Here is a 15,858-nt window from a genome sequence, read left to right as displayed (position 1 = left end):
GGGGCCGGCCGTGCCTGCCCCGCCGCATCACCGGGGCCGAGCCGCGTCGCTCGGCCCCGCCCCCGTACGCCCGACGAACGGAAGCCCTACCGTGACCGACGCACTCCCCCCGACCGGCGCGACCGGCGCCCCTGCGATCGTGTGGATCACCAACCCTGACAACTACGACCCCCGACGCCACCTCCTGCTGCAGAAGGAGGGCTCCGACCGCGTGAACCTCTTCGAGCGCAACGGTCTGCCCGTGCGGGTGGTGCACTCCGGGGATCTCGTGCCGGCATGGTCCGGCGGGACGCCGCGCCTGTACCTGGACGAGGAGGACCTGCTCGACGGCGGTCACGCCTTCCTGCTGTCGGACTGGACGTGGGACGCCGGCATCGGCCGTCACATCCAGGCGATCACGCGGACCATCAAAGCGGCCGGCCGGGTGCTCCTCAACGACGGCATCCGTGACGCCGAGTCGCTGGGGTCGGACAAACTCGCGATGTGTCACGAGGCGGCGGCGCTCGGGATTCCGGTCCCGCCGACGGTCGCGGTCCCCTTCGGGCGGTACGCCCGCCGGGTACTGCCGGTGGTCAGAAGGGAGCTGGGCAACGGTCCCTACGTGGTCAAGCCCCGGGCCATGGCCATGGGCTTCGGGGTGCTGAAGGCCGAGGGCCCAGAGCAACTGACCGCCGCGGTCGACCTCCTCACCCCGGCGGCGCTGGGCGCGGTGGTGCAGCCGTTCCAGGAGAACGACGGCGACGTGCGGGTGTACGTGCACCGGGGGCAGGCGGTCGCCGTGATGCTGCGTCGCCCGAAGGAGGGCTCCTACCTCGCCAACGTGAGTGAGGGCGGCTCCGGCGTGTCCTTCGACGGGGACGACGAGGTGCGCACGCTCAGCGAACGGCTGGCCGCGGGGGTGGACGCGGACTACCTGTGCGTGGACTGGCTCCTCACCCGTGAGGGACCGGTCTTCAACGAGTGGATGACGGTCTCAGCGGCCTACGAGGACCTGCCGGAGCCGGACCGCTCCCGGGTGGCGGCGGCGCTCGTCACCTATGTACGGGACCGGATCGCCGCGTGCTCCTGACGAGCCCCGTCCGGGGCGTACCCATGGCGGGTCGCCCCGGACGACCTCAGCGCGACCTGCTGTCAGTGTGCAGGGGAGGCGAGCGTCCACTCGACAGGTTGGTGCTTCATCGCCCTGGTGAAGGACTGTTTGATGGCGCTTCTCCGGCTTTTAACCGAGGCGGGGAAGCCATCGGGCTGGTACGTCAGGTGGAAGATGCGCATGACTGCGTCAGTGGAGACCTGCACGTCAATGCCGTCGTCGCCGTGCAGAACTGGGGAGGTCTGTGTCCGGCGAGGCACTTCACCTAGACTTGACGAGTTCTGCAATTTGTTAGAAGGCGCGCAGATAGGCGCGGCAGCGGTGGCGTGCCTCGCCTCGTTCAGGCCGTACGCGGGGGTGCCGAAGCGGTCCGCCAGCTCGACCCGAAACCGTCCCCAGCCCGCGTAAGCCCAAAGACCTGCCCGGCCTGCGCATCATCCGGCTCCGCGAGGCCGCCGACCGTAACGCCGTCGCCCACCTCTTCGGCGTCCCCTTCAACGAAGAGACCCAACAACGCGCCCCCGGCAACGGACGCTTCAGCGGACTCGTCCAGCACAGCGACACCGTCTTCTACGGACTCAACCCCCGCCCCCTGGAGATCGTCACAGCGTTCCTGCAGGACGGCGACGACCCTGCCGAACTCGCCATGTACGTCCAGGTCCTACGGCGCTCCGTCCTGCATGCGGCCAACGGCACCCTCTGGCCCTGGCTCATCCACTGCGCCGACCTCATGACCGAGTACCTCGTGTAGCGCCCTCCCAACAAGGCCATCACCGCGGCCATACGCCTCAGATTCGAGAAGTAGGCCGCGGTGTCAGCACCTGCGTCAGGGTCACCGACGGCACCGCATAGGCTGCGCAGGAACCAGGTCAAAGCAGCCGGACTGTCACCGGAGAGGCGCTGTAGTTGTCACACACAGCCGATCACCGGTCTTCCTGTCACCGGGTCGCAGTGTGACTCGCGACGACCTCATCGCCATGCTCCGCGAACAGACCCCGGCATGCGGGCCTGCAGTGTCAGCACATGCCCCCGGAACCGCGTCACCGGGCCGGGATCGGCTGAGTGAGGTTCACCGGGTTGCCGTCGGGGTCCTTAATGTGGGCGACGCGCTGTCCCCACGGCATGTCGTTGGGGCCTCCGCTGACCGAGCCGCCGAGCGCCTCCACCCGGGCGAGCGTCTCGTCGACGTCGTCGACATCGATGCTGAGCAGGATCCGCGACGCCGCCCCGGTCCCCGGGTCCGCCTTGGTCACCAGCCCGAGGTCGGTGTCGCCGATGCGCAGGCCGAGGTAGAAGGCGGCGCCTTCCTCCGGTACCCGGAAGATCTCCTCAGCGCCGAACAATTTCGTATAAAAGCCGAACAGAACGTCCTGGTCGGCAGTCAGAATCACGGGCTGGATGGTGGACATGGCACTCCTGTCGAGAACGGTCGTGTCGCTGGTTAGACCGTTCGCGGACGGTGAACTCATCGGCGAAACCACCCCGCCGGACGATCGACAACACAGACTGCCACCCACGACCAGCACGAGCACCCCGAAACGGGTCACGCCACCCCGCTGACCAGCCACTTCAAGATGGCGGAGCTTCAGTCAACTCAGCAAGGGGTCAGCACCAATACCCGAAAAGGTTGTCCCTGCTTGTCGAAGTCAGATGAAGCCCTGCAACCCAAGATCCTTTCTCCGACCTGCGTCGATGCAGTCCAGAGAGAGTTCCTGCTACGCCGTCGTTCGGTCCGGAATCTGCTGGGTCGAGATACGGCCGAGGCACGGCGCTTGTGAGGTCTACCTGCACTCCGCTCTGGCCTGCGAACCCCTTACCGGTGACCTGGATGCGCTGCCACCGCTGTTTGACAGCGAGGAAGAAGACTTCGGCCTCCTTCTGGCAACCACGACCGATCCGCTTGCCGCCTTGGACGCTGCCGAAACCAGCACCGGATCCGTGCGCGAACGCTGGGTAAATCAGTCCATGGCCGGTGACGAGTACCGCGACTACGTACTGGCTGGCCGCCCCGCTGCAGCACCTGACGGCCAGCCGTGGCCCTCTCCGCCGCCTTCCTGACAGTGGCTTCACGGAACTCCGGTCAGAGCCGCGAATTTCCCCAGGGCTGCTTCTCGCCCCACTTGGTTGAGCTGGTCAAAGGTGTGGGGACGCTGGGGATCGAGGAGCGTGTGCCAGAGCCCGCCGACCGTAGGTCGGCGGGCGGATGAGCCTGGGTGGCCCAGCCGCCGGAGGCGCTGAGGCCGATGATCCCGACGCCGATCGGGGCGGATGAGGAAGCGTGGGAGCACTCCTTGGACGCCGCAAATAGGTAACAGAGCCAGGCGGGCGGCTCAGGCGGCGACGGCCGAAGCCATGCGCAGTGGTGCGAGCGCGGCGCTCCAGGCGATGACCTGGTCGAGCATCGTGTCCAGGGCCGGCAGGTGGTAGTCGCCGGGCTTGAAGACGCTGTAGTTCTCGAATTCGGTGATCATCGACAGTGCGACCTGCTGGCGTACGTCGGGCATCTGGAGCTCGCCGGCGACGAGCCGCAGCTGTTCGACGGCCCGGACGCCGCCGACTCCGCCGTAGGACACGAAGCCGACTGCCTTGTTGTTCCACTCGGCGTAGAGGAAGTCGATGGCGTTCTTCAGCGTGCCGGGGACGCCGTGGTTGTACTCGGGTGTCACGATGACGAACCCGTCGAACGACGCGATCTTGGCCGCCCATTGCTTGGTGTGCTCGTGCTGGTACTGGCCGAGCGACGGCGGCAGCGGCTCGTCGAGGTGTGGCAGGGGGTGGTCGCGGAGGTCGATGAGCTCGAACGTGGCGTCGTCGCGGCGTGAGGCGATGTCGAGCACCCACTTCGCCACCTGTTCGCCGTTGCGGTTGGGGCGGGTGCTGCCGAGGATGATGCCGATCTTGAGCATGACGTTTGCCTTCTCATCTGCGGCGCTTCGTCGCGGAAGTGCGTTGCCTGATAGATCGCATGCTGCGCAGATGATCTGTTTAACAACGAGTGGGCGGGTATCATTCCTGTTATGAGCACCGAGACACCGACCACGCCGGTCGCCGACGGTGTCGACTTCGCGGGGGACTTCGGTCTCTCCCTCCTCGTCCTGGTGCGCGCGTACCGGACCGTCGTCGCGTCGGCCCTCGATGACGTCCCGCAGGGTGCCCGCGGCTTCCAGACGCTCGCCGTCGTCGTCCGAGGTGGCCAGCCGAATCAGCTCTCCCTGGCCACGTACCTGGGGATCGACCGCACGGTGATGACCTACCTGATCGACGACCTCGTCACGGCCGGCTTCGTCGAGCGCCGGCTCACCCCTGCCGATCGGCGCCAGCGCAAGATCGTCGCCACCGCCCGGGGCGTCGACACCCTCCGGGACCTGCAGCGGCAGGTGCGGGAAGCCGAAGACCGGCTCCTGGAGGCGCTCGATGAGAATGAGCGCCAAGCGTTCCGGACCCTGCTCAGCCGGATCGCCTGCGACGTCCGGGACATGGACTTGGCCGCTGCCCCCTGCGACGTCACATCCGACCCGTGCGACGTCGCCGAACCCGAGTCCTAGCTCGACCGCATACCCACCGGCGCGCGCCGGGCGACGACCCGACAGCCCGGCCGGTCATATTGGACATCCCTGCGGTGGCCCGTGACCTGGGACGAAGCTCGTCCCGCACACCGAGCGCCGTTGGGAGACGTCCGCCCTGGAGCCGTCAATGTTGGCGAAGCCGATCTTGACCGCGTCGACGTGGTGGCCGCAGGCCCAGCGGTAGGCCGCTTTGCAGGCAGGCTCGCAGACCACGAGCCAAAACGACACGCCCACCAAGGCCACTCGATGGGTGGGGAGATCATTTGAGCAGGTTTGGCCAACCTCAGAGCACCACGTGGGGAAACTCAAGGCTCTGTCCGCGCTTTCGTGAACGATCCATCAACGATCTCCGATCTGGCACTCGATAACATCGCCTGATGATGGAAGATCCCGTGGCCGTGCTGCCAGAGGCTGAGTACCGACGATCGTGCAACGCGTTCAGCAGCGGCATGAACTCATCAACCGCATACGCGGCGCGGACGAGGCCACCGCCGAGAGGCTGCAGCAGTTCGCCGCCACTACCTATCCGTTCCTAGGCAAGCACGACGCCCAGAAGTTCGTCCGGCTGCTCTCCGCCGGGGAAGTCGCCATTGCCACCACGCTGCTCCTGCCGGTCATCCCTGCCGCTGTCGCCGGGGTTGCGCTGACCGCATTCTCCGTTGGCACCCTGGGGCTCTACCTGCGTACGCCGGGGATGCGGCGGGAAGGCAGCCTGCGCCCCACTGAGCAGGGAACCGTGCTGGCCAAGGACGTCTGGATGCTGGGCATCGGCATCTCCCCCATCGCCGAGGGCGTGAACGAACACCGGTGACGCACCACGAGCACGTCGGCCCCACCACTGCGTACGCGCTCCGTGACCCGCCATCGGACCTATCTTGGTTGAAGGGGCAATACGGTCAGGGGCGCACATGACTACGACCAAATGGCTCTTCGAGCCCAGTCATACCGCGGCGGAGTTCCGCGCCAGGCACATGATGGTCAGCTACGTGCGCGGGCAGCTCAAGAACGTGCACGGCTTGCTGGAGGTCGATCCCGACAAGCCGGAGAAGGCCCGCGTCGAGGCGACGGTCGACGCGACCCAGGTGTACACCGGATAGCCCCAGCGCGACGCCCACCTCCGCAGTGCCGAATTCTTCGACGTCGAGCACCACCCGACGTGGACGTTCGTCGGGTCGCGCATTCATCAGGTGGGCGGAACCGAGTTCGAAGTCACCGGAGATCTCACGGTACGTGGCGTGACGCGCCCCGTAACCTTCGACGTCACTTACTTGGGACAGTGGGATACCCCTTGGTGGGAGGACGGGCGGGACCTCGGGCCCAGGCGACGCGCCGGCTTCGCCGCCACGACGCGTATCAATCGACATGACTTCGGGGTGAGTTGGAACGACATGGTCGACCGCGGCGGAGTGGTCGTCAGCCCACGGTCGATGTAGTGGTCGACATCGAGGCCGTCCTCGAGCCCAGCGAAACGGCCGCCTGAGCACGACCAGCTCGGGCTGCGAGCGGAAACGACCGAGCAGCGAACGGCAGCACTGGGTGTGGCTTGCTCAACTCGCGATGGAATGACCGTCTGGATCAGGCGCCGCAGTCCAGCCAGTGCGGCATCGCCAAGGACAGTGACCGCTCGCGCTGACCGGCGAAGCCCGGGCAGGCGCTGAGAAACCTCCGCTTACCGCTCAGCGGAGTTGGTGGGTCGGACAGGGGTCCCGATCAGGTGACCGTGCGGGCGTCGGCGCATGAAGGCAGGGCCCGAGGACTACGGCCTCTGTGGCATGACCAGCACCTTCCACCAGGAGCATCCCGATGCTGCCCTGTTAGAGGGCCAGGGCAGTCCCGGCGTCGGTGTCCGCCTGCCGGGCTATCCAGGTCAGCGGTTCCTGCTCGTCGCTGAAGTTGAAGTTCAGCACGAACTGGTGCCGTTCCGCGGGACTGAGCTCGTCGAAACCCAGCGTGTCCTGGAGCGCGTCGAAGACGCGAGCCTGCTCATAGATGGAGAGCCCGAAAGCCATCTACCGAAGCTAGCCGATGCTCGGTGACCCGGTACAGGCGGGACACCGGAACCGGATCGCCAAACGGTGACCGATGACCATCCGTGAGACAAGGTGACGCCGACGAACTCGGTGTCGCGTGCAGTCGCCTACCGGAAGAGTCCGCGGCGACGCCCACCGGAGCCTGCGAGGACATCCTCAAGCTCGAAGCAACCCGGCTCGCCGACGAGCCGCCCCAGGCCGTCCGCGGAGCCGGCGTTGAGGCCCGCACTGACGCGATCACCCGGACCCAGGACGGGGGCTGACCGGCATGCGCGGCAACCCCGACAACCTCCGCCAGGCCGCCGCCCGCAAGAGCGCCGCCGCCCAGGCCCGCGCCGAGAAGGGCCTGCGGGAGATGATCCGCCGCGGACAGCCCATCACCTTCCGTGGCCTCGCCCAGACCGCCGACGTCTCGCTCGACTTCCTCTACCGCTGCACCGAAATCCGCCGCCGCGTCGAGCAGCTGAGGTCCCAGCAGCGAAGCCATCCGCCGCGGCCGGCCACACAGCCGCCCGACGACTCGCGCAGCAGCGTCGTGCGCACCCTCACCGCCCAGCTCACCGAGCTCAAGCGGCGCCACCGCGACGAGGTCCAAGTGCTGCGGCAGGCCCTCGAAGCCGCCCAGAGCGAGAACCTCGAACTGCGACGCAGTCTCGGCCCCAGAAGCACCACCCGCCCTGAGAGCCCCTGCTCCTGACGCCCTCACACATCGATGGCTCTGCGGGCGTGGCTCACAAACTGCTGCCGTTTATTCGACGCATGGCCGAGGTAACTCCTGATGCGATGCGATTGGTTCGCGTCAATCGCATCGCCGCTCTCCCGTCCAAGGATTCTCGCCTGAATCGCTGCCACACAAGCCGACAGCGACTGTCGCAACTCGCCAGCCATCCGGGCCAATTCCTCCGGACCTTCAAGCTCGACAGCGGTCTGGGTATCCGCCAGGTCCGCTCGAAGCAATCTGCGGGTCTCTTCGAGAAGGTGACGCAGTCCATCAAGATCATGACCTGGCCTGGCCAGCTCAGCCTCGATACCCCGCAGGGCCTCATGAACCTCGTCGGCCTTGCCCGTGAAGGCGGCATAGGCATCACGGCGGAGCTGCCGGCGCCAGTGACGATGTTCAGCTCGAACCTGCCGCTGCCCCGCTATCCCAGCAATAGTTGCAGCCAGGGTTGTCCCCATCACTCCCACTCCAGCTCCTAGAACCGCTGCTGTTCCAGCATCCATGCGAAGAGTGTGCCAGCGAGGCTCCCTGAGCGTTTGTCACCTTCAAAGTCGGGATCAGGGACAGTCACTTGCAGATGCGTCCGCAAGTGTTCTACCTGCACAAACAGCACACGCTCACTGTTTGCCCCGGATACGCTGTGGACGACTCGCTACCTCCGCCGGCCCTGGGAGAAACCCACCGCCTCCGACCGACTCACCCCGGCCCGGGTCCGCCGGGGGTTCAGGAACATCCGCGCTCACCTCGCCTGCCCGCCCCGTGTTCCCAAACCCACAGGCACCGGCCCCGGACGGCCACCTGGCTCCAAGAACAAACGCCGGGCACCCCGCTACGACGTCGGCAAGACCGTCAAACGCCCCGAGACCCTCAAGGCCATCGGCAGACCTGGCAGGTCCTGGTAGAAAAAGAACAAGTTCAAAGAGCGTTTTGTCCTGGCGAGGGTGTTTGGTAACTGGCGCGGTGTCAGCTGCTTGGGGCGGCCCGTGCCGGCGTGTAAGGATCCGCCTGTGGAGTGTGATGTGTGTGGACGGTCGATGTGGCGGTGGCCGGTGCCACCGACGGCATGGGAAGAGGGAATCTGGTCCTGTTCCTGGTGCCATGCCGCCACCCATGTGGGTGGCGAGTGGTTCGAAATCTCGCGACCGCCGTATCTGCCCATGGGGATGCGCTGGGGGAAGGCCGTCGCGGATGGCCTTCCCGCTGGTATCTCCCATGCCTTCGGCATCTTCGACAAGACGCTGTGCGGCATCCAGGAAGCTGGCATGTTGCCGTCCGACCATTGGTGGCTGCCGGAACGGAAGGATGCCTGTGGTGACTGTCGGGAAGCGGCGGGTGTCATCGATGACCGCTGGCCGCGGGCGATGAGAGGGGAGGACGCGCGGGTCAGTGTGGCCCGGGGGCTATGAGTCCTTCCAGTTCGGAGTCGACTCTCTGGTGAGCCTGCGGCTCATCAGGTCGATCATCGCGAGGCGGATCATGGCTTCGGAGCGGTGCGGGTGGGTCTCGTAGTCGCGGGCGAGGCGACGGTGGTGCATAAGCCAGCCGAAGGTCCGCTCGACGACCCAGCGCCGCGGAATCACCTTGAAGCCCTTCTGGGCGGGGTCGCGGCGGGTGACTTCGACATCGATGCCCAGGCGGGCGCCGTGGTCGATGACCTTGGTGCGGTAGCCGGTGTCGGCCCATGCCTTGGTGATGCGGGGGTGTTCGGCAGCGATGCTCGAGAGCACATGGATGCCGCCGACGTTGTCGGAGACGTTGGCGGCGGTGACCAGCACGGCCAGGAGGAGGCCGAGTGTGTCGACGCCGATGTGACGTTTGTGGCCTGCGATCTTCTTGCCCGCGTCGATGCCCTGCCCGGCAGCGGGCACGTTGGCTGAGGTCTTGATGCTCTGGGCGTCGAGGATGCAGGCGCTCGGCTCGGCGTCGCGGCCTTCGGCTTCCCGGACCAGGCATCGCAGGAGGCCGTTGAGCTGGTCGAAGACGCCGTCCTTCTGCCAGGCGGCGAAGTATCCGTAGACGGTTTCCCACGGTGCGAAGTCGTGGGGGAGGTAGCGCCAGGGGATGCCGGTGCGGTCGACGTAGAGGATCGCGTCCATGATCCGGCGCAGGTCGTGCTCAGGTGGCGCCCTGGCACCTGGTGCCGAGGCGCAACTCGTGCAGTTCGTGGTCCTCGGATATGCGATCACGTCGATGGAGACCGAGACCTACCGCCCCGCCAGGCTGGTCCTGCTGGGGGAGGACGCCGGCCCGGCGCTGCGACGCTCGACATCTTTGGATGCGCTGGTGACGTCTGAGTCACCGCCGTTCTTCGTGTGGCACACCGCGGAAGATGTCTACGTCCCTCCCGAGCACACCTACCGATTCGCTGCCGCGCTTGCGGTCCACAACGTCCCGCATGCCGTTCACGTGTTCGCGCACGGGCCGCACAGTCTCGGCCTGGCAGAAGGCGCGGGGGACGTCGAGACCTGGACAGCCTTGGCCGCGTCTTGGATTCGCGAACGCGCCTCAGCCTGACGGAGGCTCGATGCCCACCTCGCGTTGAGCGTCACACCAAACCGAGGCAGCTCGAAGGCATCAGACGGACCGGCTGGGCGTCAGTCATGCCCGCAGGCTACGAGCGCGGGGGTCCGCCAAAGGAGCCGCGGCTGCGGCAGCCGGGAGACCGAGTCGCCGAGCATGGTCTGAGCGGCATCGCAGTCCTGCGGGCTCACCCCGCTAGGGCCAATCGCCACCGGGCATCTGCGCAGCGTCCGGCGCCCGGTCGCAGACGCGTTATTCACCGTGTTCCGCCACACAGCCGCCACACAGCCGCCACCAAGGGCGACTACCCGGCGCCCCTCCCCACAAGGTCCCTCATTCGAGTGAGGCGGAGTCCTCGGCGGGGGCACGGAGCCTGCCATGTCCACCGGACCCACTCACACTCGTCGTCCGCACCCCAGCCGGCGTCCCGCTCGTCGCCGTTGAGGCACCCCAGCCTCCTTCCGGTCGTCATGACCCGACCATCGTGACCGAGCACCACGCGGAAGACGCGAGATGATTCCCGACGCGGACGCGGGCCAGGCCGCTGGAGGTGGTGAACGGCACCCCGCGACCGGGAGGGATCGTTCGAGCCGAAGATCGTCCGCAAGCGTCTGTCCGGCATCGACGAGATGGTCATCTCGCTGTCCGCGAAGGGTCTGACGACCGGCGAGGTCCAGGCCCACCTGTCCTGATGGCGTTGAAAACGGCCACCGGTCGCTCTGCGGCGGGGGCAAAGATGCTCAGTTGATCTCCCCACCCTGTGCTCGGGGCTCCCCGAACATGCTCACCCGGTTCCCCAGCCGCAACACGAGGTGAGACGGAGCCGTGTCCCTCTGGCATCTCCTGACATCGAGCTGCACTTCCATACCCCTTCTCAGGTCTCCCGAAAGATCAGAGCTGCGCCGAGGGCCGCTGAGGCCGGAACGTACGGCTCCCCTCGGCCCGTCTCGCGTACTGGGAGTCCGTTCTCCTCAAGCAGCGCACGCACCCGAGCGATGTCGGGGACGGTGACGGTGCAAGCGACCAGTGCCGGGAGCGCGGACGGATCCTCACCCGGCAGCAGATCCGGGAGGTCGGCCTTGGTCATGAGCGTGATCGGCGCCTCGGCGGAGATCGGCCGGCCTAGATACCGCTCGAACCGCTCTCGAACCAGGGGAAGTTGTCCCTCAGCTACGCACAACACCGCCTCGACGAGGTCCTGGGCGCCGTTGGGGTGGTCGAGGTGACGGGTGTGCTGGAATTCCAGGTCCAAGTCGGCGACAACGCCGACCCGGCCTTCCGGCGCTCCCTCGATCTCCAGGTAGCGAACGAGTTCTGTGCGTATGCCGTTGGGGGTCTCGACCGGCCGACCGATGGTGTTCACCCCGTCATGGTCGACACCGGCAGCGATGAGCCGGTCCGCTGCGCCGTCGACATCCGGCGAGGAGAACATCAGGATGTGCAGCCCTTCGAAGCGATCGCACCATCCGCCAAGTTGGGCGCTGGTCGCCTCGATCCGCGACAGGAGCATGGGGAGCTTCTCCGGCGGCGCCTGGAGCGGAACGATCCGGGTGTCGGGTGGGAGGCCAGCCGTGCTCCCAGCCTTCACCGGGGTCACCAACTCGATGAAGCTCCGGGAGAGGTCGGCGTGGGTGTTCGCTGCCCCGAACGGATCCGGCGAGGCGCCCTCACGGGGTGCCAGCGCCGGCACACTGGGCGGCGAAACGTGAAATCCCAACCGCCGGTAAAGCGCTAGGGCTTGTGCCATGTCACTGACAACATGGCCGACGTGATGCAAGCGTGTGATGTCGTGAGGCATGACCTCACCGTAGGCCCCACACAGCAAGCAGTCGGACCGGACGGCTGGGGAGCGAAGAGCGAAACTGATCGTTTTCAGGGCTCCGAGAGGGCGGTTCGTGAGTCTTTGAGTGGTTCTGTCGTCGCCTGATGGTGTGGGTGCGGGCGGAATCCACTGTTCCACGGGCGGCGGCCTGTTGGGGTGGCAGGGTGAGTGAACGCAAGCCGTACCCGAGCGACTTGACGGACGGGCAGTGGTCGTTGATCGAGCCGGTGATCACAGCGTGGAAAGACCGGCACCGCTCGGTCAGCGGCCACCAGGGCGCCTACGCCATGCGGGAGATCGTGAACGCAATCCTCTACCAGAGCCGGTCTGGCTGCCAGTGGGCCTACCTCCCCAACGACCTGCCGCCGAAGAGCGCGACGTACTACTACTTCGCCGCTTGGCGGGACGACGGGACCGACCAGGTCATCCATGAACTCCTGCGCTGCCAGGTCCGTGAGAGGGCCCGCCGATTAGAGGACCCGACCCTGGTGGTGCTGGACACGCAGAGTGTCCACACAGCTGCCGGGGTCCCCACCTCCACGACCGGGCGGGACGCCGGGAAACGGGTGCCGGGCCGCAAGCGGGGACTGGCTGTGGACGTGCTCGGCCTGGTCATCGCCGTCACCGTCCTCGCCGCCAACACGCACGACAATGCCGCGGGCATCGCCCTGCTGGACCAGGTTGCCAAACACGCCGGCGGCACCGTCCGCAAGGCGCTGGTCGACCAGGGCTTCAAGAACCAGGTCGTCGCCCACGGCACCCGCCTCGGCATCGACGTCGAGATCGTCGAGCGCAACCCTCAGGACAAGGCCGAGGCCCACATCGAGCACCTCGCCATCACCCGGAAGACCGTCACCGCCCGCGCTGACCGGATCCCCGCCCGGGCCGCCTCGCCGGACCTGCCCGAACACCCGGACTACCCCCGCATCCTCGCCGTCTTCAACGAGACCACCGGCTCGCTCCGAGCCCGCGGCGTCTGCGAAGCCCTCGACCACGAACTGCTGCCGAAGAAAATCGAAGGCTCCCGCGCCAAGCTGAAACGCCTGGTCAAGCTCAACATCCTCACCGAGGACGACGCCGGCAGCTTCACCAGGAAGCAGTAACCGACCGGGCACTGCGATCGGCAGCCCTGCCTCAGCCTCACCTGGCAATTGACATCAACTCATGAACCGGCCTCAGGCGTTCGAGTTGCTCCTATGATCGGTCACATGGGGGATGTGTTCGCGCAAGGTGAGATCTTGGCCGGAGGCCGGTACCGCATCGACGGGTTACTGGGAAGCGGCGGAATGGCCCAGGTCTACCGGGCCTACGACCTCAGCCTGGCACGGGCAGTGGCGATCAAGACAATGCTGCCCGGACTCGCCCACGACGCGAGCCATCCGGAGCGATTCCGGCGCGAGGCGCAGGCCATGGCCGCGCTCCGGCACCCGCACGTGGTGACCGTGCACGACACTGGAGAAGAGCCGCGGTCGGACGGGCCGCCGGTGCCGTACTTCGTGATGGAGCTGGTGACGGGGCCTTCGCTGGCGGACCGGCTTCGTACAGGTGGACTCTCCGCGTCAGCCGCGGCGCGCATCACGGACCAGATCCTGTCCGCATTGGGGGCCAGCCATGCCCAGGGGCTCGTCCACCGCGACATCAAACCGGCTAACATCCTGCTGGCCGTGGGCGGCATCACGAAAGTGGCAGATTTCGGTATCGCCCGCGCGGCCGCCGGTGCCGGGAGTGCGCTCACCGGCACGCGGATGACGATCGGCACCCCTCAGTACATGTCACCCGAGCAGGTGCAGGGCTCGGCTCATCTCGACGGACGGTCCGATCTGTATGCAGTCGGTGTGCTGCTCTTCGAGCTGATGACGGGCCGGACACCATTCGACGGGCCAGACGCGTTCGCGATCGCCTATCGACACTTGCATGAACCGCCTCCGACACTGGCATCATTCGGACTCTTCGGACATCCACGCCTGGAACCGGTGCTGGCCCGCGCGCTCGCCAAGCGGCCCGAGCAACGCTACCCCGACGCGGAATCGATGCGTGTCGCCCTCCGGATGGCCGTAGCGGCCCCATCGCCCCCCACACGTGGACCGACCCACCCACCCACACCCGTGACGGCGATGCGCCCAGGGTTCACGCCCGGTCCGGCGCCCGTGCGCCCACAGTGGCGAACGCACGTCACACAAAGCGTTCGGCTGACCATCTCCCTGCTCCTGATGTGGGGAGCGACGATGTTCATCAGCATGACAAGCGACCGCGGCTTCACCATCCCGCTGACATCGGGCGAGAAGTGGGCCTTCAACAGCTTCGCAGCGGCCGCGGTGCTGGCCGCCATGCCTGCCTGGGGCCGGCGAAGCGGACAGAAGGCAGGACTGTGGAAAGTGATCTCCTGGATATTGATGACCTGCTACCTCGTCATGTGGCTGGCCGGGGTCCTAGTCATCGATGAGGCAGGGAGCATGTAAGAGGTCGTTCCCTCCCGGTGTTTCATCCCCTGCACCACGTTTCGCGCTGTGTGTGCGCAGCGGGAAAAGGGACGGCTTCACAGGAGCAGCCGACGGAATCTCTCGGCTCCTCGCGGACCCCGCCACCGACAGAACCTCGCGAAAGCTCACGAACCACCCTCTGACCGGAGTTCCGTGAATCCCCAGGTCAGCGAGGGACTGCAGGAACGATTCGGCAGGGAATCTGTCGAGCATGAGGGTCTGCTCGCTGGAAGAGGTTCTGTTCCCGAAGATCGATGTGCGTTTGGAGCGGGTCGCGTTCACTGCAGAGGCGTTGGTGGTGTCGGCCGCAGCATGCGGCCCGGCACCCAGGTGTCCTGAGTGCCGGGCGAGAGCCCGGAGGGTGCACTCCTCGTATGAGCGTGGTCTGGCCGAACGTACGCTGACTGGGACGAAGTTGCAGGTCAGACTGCGGGTGCGGCGCTTCTTCTGCGACCGTTCCTCTTGCCGGAGGAAGACGTTCGTTGAGCAGGTCAGCGGGTTGAGCGACCGCTATCGGCGCGAAGGAATGGTTGCGGGCGGTCGCCGTCGAGTTGGGAGGCAGGGCCGGCGAACGTCTTTGCCGTCAGTTGCGTCTGCCGGTCGTACGCAGCAAGTTGCTCGAACTCCTGGAGGCACCGCGGGTGCCGGGGCGTGCGCCACGAGTGCTCGGGGTCGACGAGTTCGCGTTCCGCAAGGGCTGTACCTACGGAACGGTCCTGGTCGATGTCGAGGCGGGAGGCGTCGTGGACGTGCTGCCCGACAGAACGTCCACGACGTTCGCCGACTGGCTGCGAGCCCGGCGTCGAGATCGTGTGTCGTGACCGTGCCACCGCCTACGCCCGCGCGGTCAAAGAGGCCGAACGCGCGTAGTCGATCGGACTCTTGAAGTTGCACACGCTGTGTAGTCGCCAGGCGTTGTAGAAGTCGGTGATCCAGGTGGCGATCCTGATCCGGGCCTCGGCACGGGTCCGGAAGCTATGGCGGTAGACGTACTCGACCTTGAGGACGCTGTTGAACGCCTCACTGACGGCGTTGTCGAAGCATGACCCCACCCGCCCCAGAGACCGCGTGATCCCCAGCCTGCGGCAGGCACGGGTGAACTTCCGCGAGCCGTACTCCGACCCGCGATCCGAATGGAAGATCACGCCACGAACGTCGCCGCCTCGGGTCGCCGCGGCCATGTGTAGCGCGGCCACGACCAGGTCCGCGTCGTGACGCTCGCCCATCGCGTAGCCGAGCAGGCGCCGGGAGAACAGGTCGATGACTGTGGCGAGGTAGAGCTTGCCCTCCCCGGTGACGATCTCCGTCATGGCGCCGCACCAGACGAGATCGGGTGCCTCGGCGGTGAAGTCCCGCTTCACGAAGTCCGGGGCGGCCGGCCGCTTCCCCGGCCGGGTCAGCCCCCGCCGGTGCCTCACCACTCGTGCCACCAGGCCGAGTTCGGCCATCAGCTTCGCGACGGTGTTCACCGAGACCCGCCAGCCCGTGCGCAGGAGCAGGATGAAGATCTTCGGAGATCCGTAGGTGCCGCCGGACGGCGACTTCGAGGACTACTGGATCTTCCACGCGGCCCGCGAACATCAACGCCTCTAGCCCAGCCCCGACCAGGAGAACTACAGCCTCACCGCT

At 66.8% G+C, this 15,858-nt stretch carries 16 protein-coding genes and 7 pseudogenes; 16 read left to right on the top strand and 7 right to left on the bottom strand.

Annotated elements, in window-relative coordinates; translation table 11 throughout:
• The first annotated feature begins 91 nt into the window (after window positions 1-91).
• Both ACFT7S_RS16000 and ACFT7S_RS15995 read left to right on the top strand, forming a co-directional pair.
• On the top strand, window positions 92-1,069 hold the full coding sequence (locus ACFT7S_RS16000; RefSeq protein WP_382731942.1) for a RimK family alpha-L-glutamate ligase: 978 nt from the start codon (window positions 92-94) through the stop codon (window positions 1,067-1,069).
• A 439-nt stretch (window positions 1,070-1,508) separates the two neighbouring features.
• Window positions 1,509-1,841, top strand: coding sequence for an RNaseH domain-containing protein (locus ACFT7S_RS15995; protein WP_382732281.1), 333 nt, complete (start codon window positions 1,509-1,511; stop codon window positions 1,839-1,841).
• A 289-nt stretch (window positions 1,842-2,130) separates the two neighbouring features.
• Here ACFT7S_RS15995 and ACFT7S_RS15990 read toward each other — a convergent pair whose 3' ends face one another.
• On the bottom strand, window positions 2,131-2,499 hold the full coding sequence (locus tag ACFT7S_RS15990) for a VOC family protein (protein WP_382731939.1): 369 nt from the start codon (window positions 2,497-2,499) through the stop codon (window positions 2,131-2,133).
• Window positions 2,500-2,782: 283 nt separating this feature from the next.
• Here ACFT7S_RS15990 and ACFT7S_RS15985 point away from each other — a divergent pair, with 283 nt between their 5' ends.
• Window positions 2,783-3,148: a hypothetical protein gene (locus ACFT7S_RS15985; protein ID WP_382731936.1), complete on the top strand. Its 366-nt coding sequence runs from the start codon at window positions 2,783-2,785 to the stop codon at window positions 3,146-3,148.
• 272 nt (window positions 3,149-3,420) lie between these two features.
• Here ACFT7S_RS15985 and ACFT7S_RS15980 read toward each other — a convergent pair whose 3' ends face one another.
• The gene (locus ACFT7S_RS15980) at window positions 3,421-3,996 is read right to left on the bottom strand and encodes an NADPH-dependent FMN reductase (RefSeq protein WP_382731935.1); all 576 of its coding nucleotides are present in this window, start codon (window positions 3,994-3,996) and stop codon (window positions 3,421-3,423) included.
• Window positions 3,997-4,107: 111 nt separating this feature from the next.
• Here ACFT7S_RS15980 and ACFT7S_RS15975 point away from each other — a divergent pair, with 111 nt between their 5' ends.
• The 3 genes and pseudogenes from ACFT7S_RS15975 to ACFT7S_RS15965 all read left to right on the top strand — a co-directional run bounded on the left by ACFT7S_RS15975 (window position 4,108) and on the right by ACFT7S_RS15965 (window position 6,089).
• Window positions 4,108-4,635 (top strand): MarR family winged helix-turn-helix transcriptional regulator, encoded by a 528-nt coding sequence (locus ACFT7S_RS15975; RefSeq protein ID WP_382731932.1) that lies wholly within the window; start codon window positions 4,108-4,110, stop codon window positions 4,633-4,635.
• 448 nt (window positions 4,636-5,083) lie between these two features.
• Complete coding sequence (locus ACFT7S_RS15970; protein ID WP_382731929.1) at window positions 5,084-5,467, top strand: hypothetical protein; 384 nt, start codon at window positions 5,084-5,086, stop codon at window positions 5,465-5,467.
• A 97-nt stretch (window positions 5,468-5,564) separates the two neighbouring features.
• Window positions 5,565-6,089: pseudogene (locus tag ACFT7S_RS15965) on the top strand (YceI family protein).
• Between the two features lie 381 nt (window positions 6,090-6,470).
• Here the strand turns inward: ACFT7S_RS15965 and ACFT7S_RS15960 are convergent.
• Entirely contained in the window at window positions 6,471-6,665 is a 195-nt protein-coding gene (locus ACFT7S_RS15960; RefSeq protein WP_382731926.1) for a DUF4274 domain-containing protein, read from the bottom strand.
• 83 nt (window positions 6,666-6,748) lie between these two features.
• Between ACFT7S_RS15960 and ACFT7S_RS15955 the strand changes: the two genes are divergently transcribed.
• Window positions 6,749-6,949 (top strand): hypothetical protein, encoded by a 201-nt coding sequence (locus ACFT7S_RS15955; RefSeq protein WP_382731923.1) that lies wholly within the window; start codon window positions 6,749-6,751, stop codon window positions 6,947-6,949.
• A gap of 5 nt (window positions 6,950-6,954) precedes the next feature.
• A complete protein-coding gene (locus ACFT7S_RS15950) occupies window positions 6,955-7,383 on the top strand; it encodes a DUF6262 family protein (protein WP_382731921.1) in 429 nt (142 codons plus the stop codon).
• 5 nt (window positions 7,384-7,388) lie between these two features.
• Here the strand turns inward: ACFT7S_RS15950 and ACFT7S_RS15945 are convergent, their stop codons facing one another.
• On the bottom strand, window positions 7,389-7,910 hold the full coding sequence (locus ACFT7S_RS15945) for a hypothetical protein (RefSeq protein WP_382731918.1): 522 nt from the start codon (window positions 7,908-7,910) through the stop codon (window positions 7,389-7,391).
• A gap of 153 nt (window positions 7,911-8,063) precedes the next feature.
• Between ACFT7S_RS15945 and ACFT7S_RS15940 the strand changes: the two are divergent.
• A pseudogene (locus tag ACFT7S_RS15940) lies at window positions 8,064-8,309 on the top strand (transposase); the annotation flags it as partial.
• Between the two features lie 147 nt (window positions 8,310-8,456).
• The gene (locus ACFT7S_RS15935; protein ID WP_382731915.1) at window positions 8,457-8,813 is read left to right on the top strand and encodes a hypothetical protein; all 357 of its coding nucleotides are present in this window, start codon (window positions 8,457-8,459) and stop codon (window positions 8,811-8,813) included.
• On the opposite strand, the pseudogene ACFT7S_RS15930 reads toward ACFT7S_RS15935, so the two are convergent.
• A pseudogene (locus ACFT7S_RS15930) lies at window positions 8,808-9,530 on the bottom strand (IS5 family transposase); the annotation flags it as partial. The gene ACFT7S_RS15935 and the pseudogene ACFT7S_RS15930 sit on opposite strands and share 6 nt — an antisense overlap.
• Before the next feature lie 31 nt (window positions 9,531-9,561).
• Here ACFT7S_RS15930 and ACFT7S_RS15925 point away from each other — a divergent pair.
• A complete protein-coding gene (locus ACFT7S_RS15925; RefSeq protein WP_382731912.1) occupies window positions 9,562-9,921 on the top strand; it encodes a prolyl oligopeptidase family serine peptidase in 360 nt (119 codons plus the stop codon).
• Between the two features lie 569 nt (window positions 9,922-10,490).
• Window positions 10,491-10,616 (top strand): annotated as a pseudogene (locus tag ACFT7S_RS15920) (transposase); the annotation flags it as partial.
• A 185-nt stretch (window positions 10,617-10,801) separates the two neighbouring features.
• On the opposite strand, the gene ACFT7S_RS15915 reads toward ACFT7S_RS15920, so the two are convergent.
• The gene (locus ACFT7S_RS15915) at window positions 10,802-11,725 is read right to left on the bottom strand and encodes a VOC family protein (RefSeq protein WP_382732279.1); all 924 of its coding nucleotides are present in this window, start codon (window positions 11,723-11,725) and stop codon (window positions 10,802-10,804) included.
• 188 nt (window positions 11,726-11,913) lie between these two features.
• On the opposite strand from ACFT7S_RS15915, the pseudogene ACFT7S_RS15910 reads away from it, so the two are divergent.
• The 4 genes and pseudogenes from ACFT7S_RS15910 to ACFT7S_RS15895 form a co-directional block, all read left to right on the top strand.
• Window positions 11,914-12,558, top strand: a pseudogene (locus ACFT7S_RS15910) (IS5 family transposase); the annotation flags it as partial.
• A gap of 399 nt (window positions 12,559-12,957) precedes the next feature.
• Entirely contained in the window at window positions 12,958-14,208 is a 1,251-nt protein-coding gene (locus tag ACFT7S_RS15905; protein ID WP_382731909.1) for a protein kinase, read from the top strand.
• A gap of 232 nt (window positions 14,209-14,440) precedes the next feature.
• Window positions 14,441-14,671, top strand: a pseudogene (locus tag ACFT7S_RS15900) (ISL3 family transposase); the annotation flags it as partial.
• Window positions 14,672-14,816: 145 nt separating this feature from the next.
• On the top strand, window positions 14,817-15,050 hold the full coding sequence (locus ACFT7S_RS15895) for a transposase (protein ID WP_382731906.1): 234 nt from the start codon (window positions 14,817-14,819) through the stop codon (window positions 15,048-15,050).
• 12 nt (window positions 15,051-15,062) lie between these two features.
• Here the strand turns inward: ACFT7S_RS15895 and ACFT7S_RS15890 are convergent.
• Window positions 15,063-15,749 (bottom strand): annotated as a pseudogene (locus ACFT7S_RS15890) (IS3 family transposase); the annotation flags it as partial.
• Window positions 15,750-15,858: the final 109 nt, after the last annotated feature.

The organism is Streptomyces sp. NPDC057136, assembly GCF_042670885.1.
In the GTDB taxonomy this organism is placed as follows: domain Bacteria; phylum Actinomycetota; class Actinomycetes; order Streptomycetales; family Streptomycetaceae; genus Streptomyces.
Note: the sequence above shows the minus strand (reverse complement) of the source record. Positions and strands in the feature narration are given on the sequence as shown.

Coding starts and splice junctions, on each gene's coding strand:
- ACFT7S_RS15945 (WP_382731918.1), bottom strand. CDS start 7,910: ATGGATGCTGGAACAGCAGCGGTTCTAGGAGCTGGAGTGGGAGTGATG.
- ACFT7S_RS15975 (WP_382731932.1), top strand. CDS start 4,108: ATGAGCACCGAGACACCGACCACGCCGGTCGCCGACGGTGTCGACTTC.
- ACFT7S_RS15960 (WP_382731926.1), bottom strand. CDS start 6,665: ATGGCTTTCGGGCTCTCCATCTATGAGCAGGCTCGCGTCTTCGACGCG.
- ACFT7S_RS15990 (WP_382731939.1), bottom strand. CDS start 2,499: ATGTCCACCATCCAGCCCGTGATTCTGACTGCCGACCAGGACGTTCTG.
- ACFT7S_RS15985 (WP_382731936.1), top strand. CDS start 2,783: ATGCAGTCCAGAGAGAGTTCCTGCTACGCCGTCGTTCGGTCCGGAATC.
- ACFT7S_RS15915 (WP_382732279.1), bottom strand. CDS start 11,725: ATGCCTCACGACATCACACGCTTGCATCACGTCGGCCATGTTGTCAGT.
- ACFT7S_RS15980 (WP_382731935.1), bottom strand. CDS start 3,996: ATGCTCAAGATCGGCATCATCCTCGGCAGCACCCGCCCCAACCGCAAC.
- ACFT7S_RS15950 (WP_382731921.1), top strand. CDS start 6,955: ATGCGCGGCAACCCCGACAACCTCCGCCAGGCCGCCGCCCGCAAGAGC.
- ACFT7S_RS15905 (WP_382731909.1), top strand. CDS start 12,958: ATGGGGGATGTGTTCGCGCAAGGTGAGATCTTGGCCGGAGGCCGGTAC.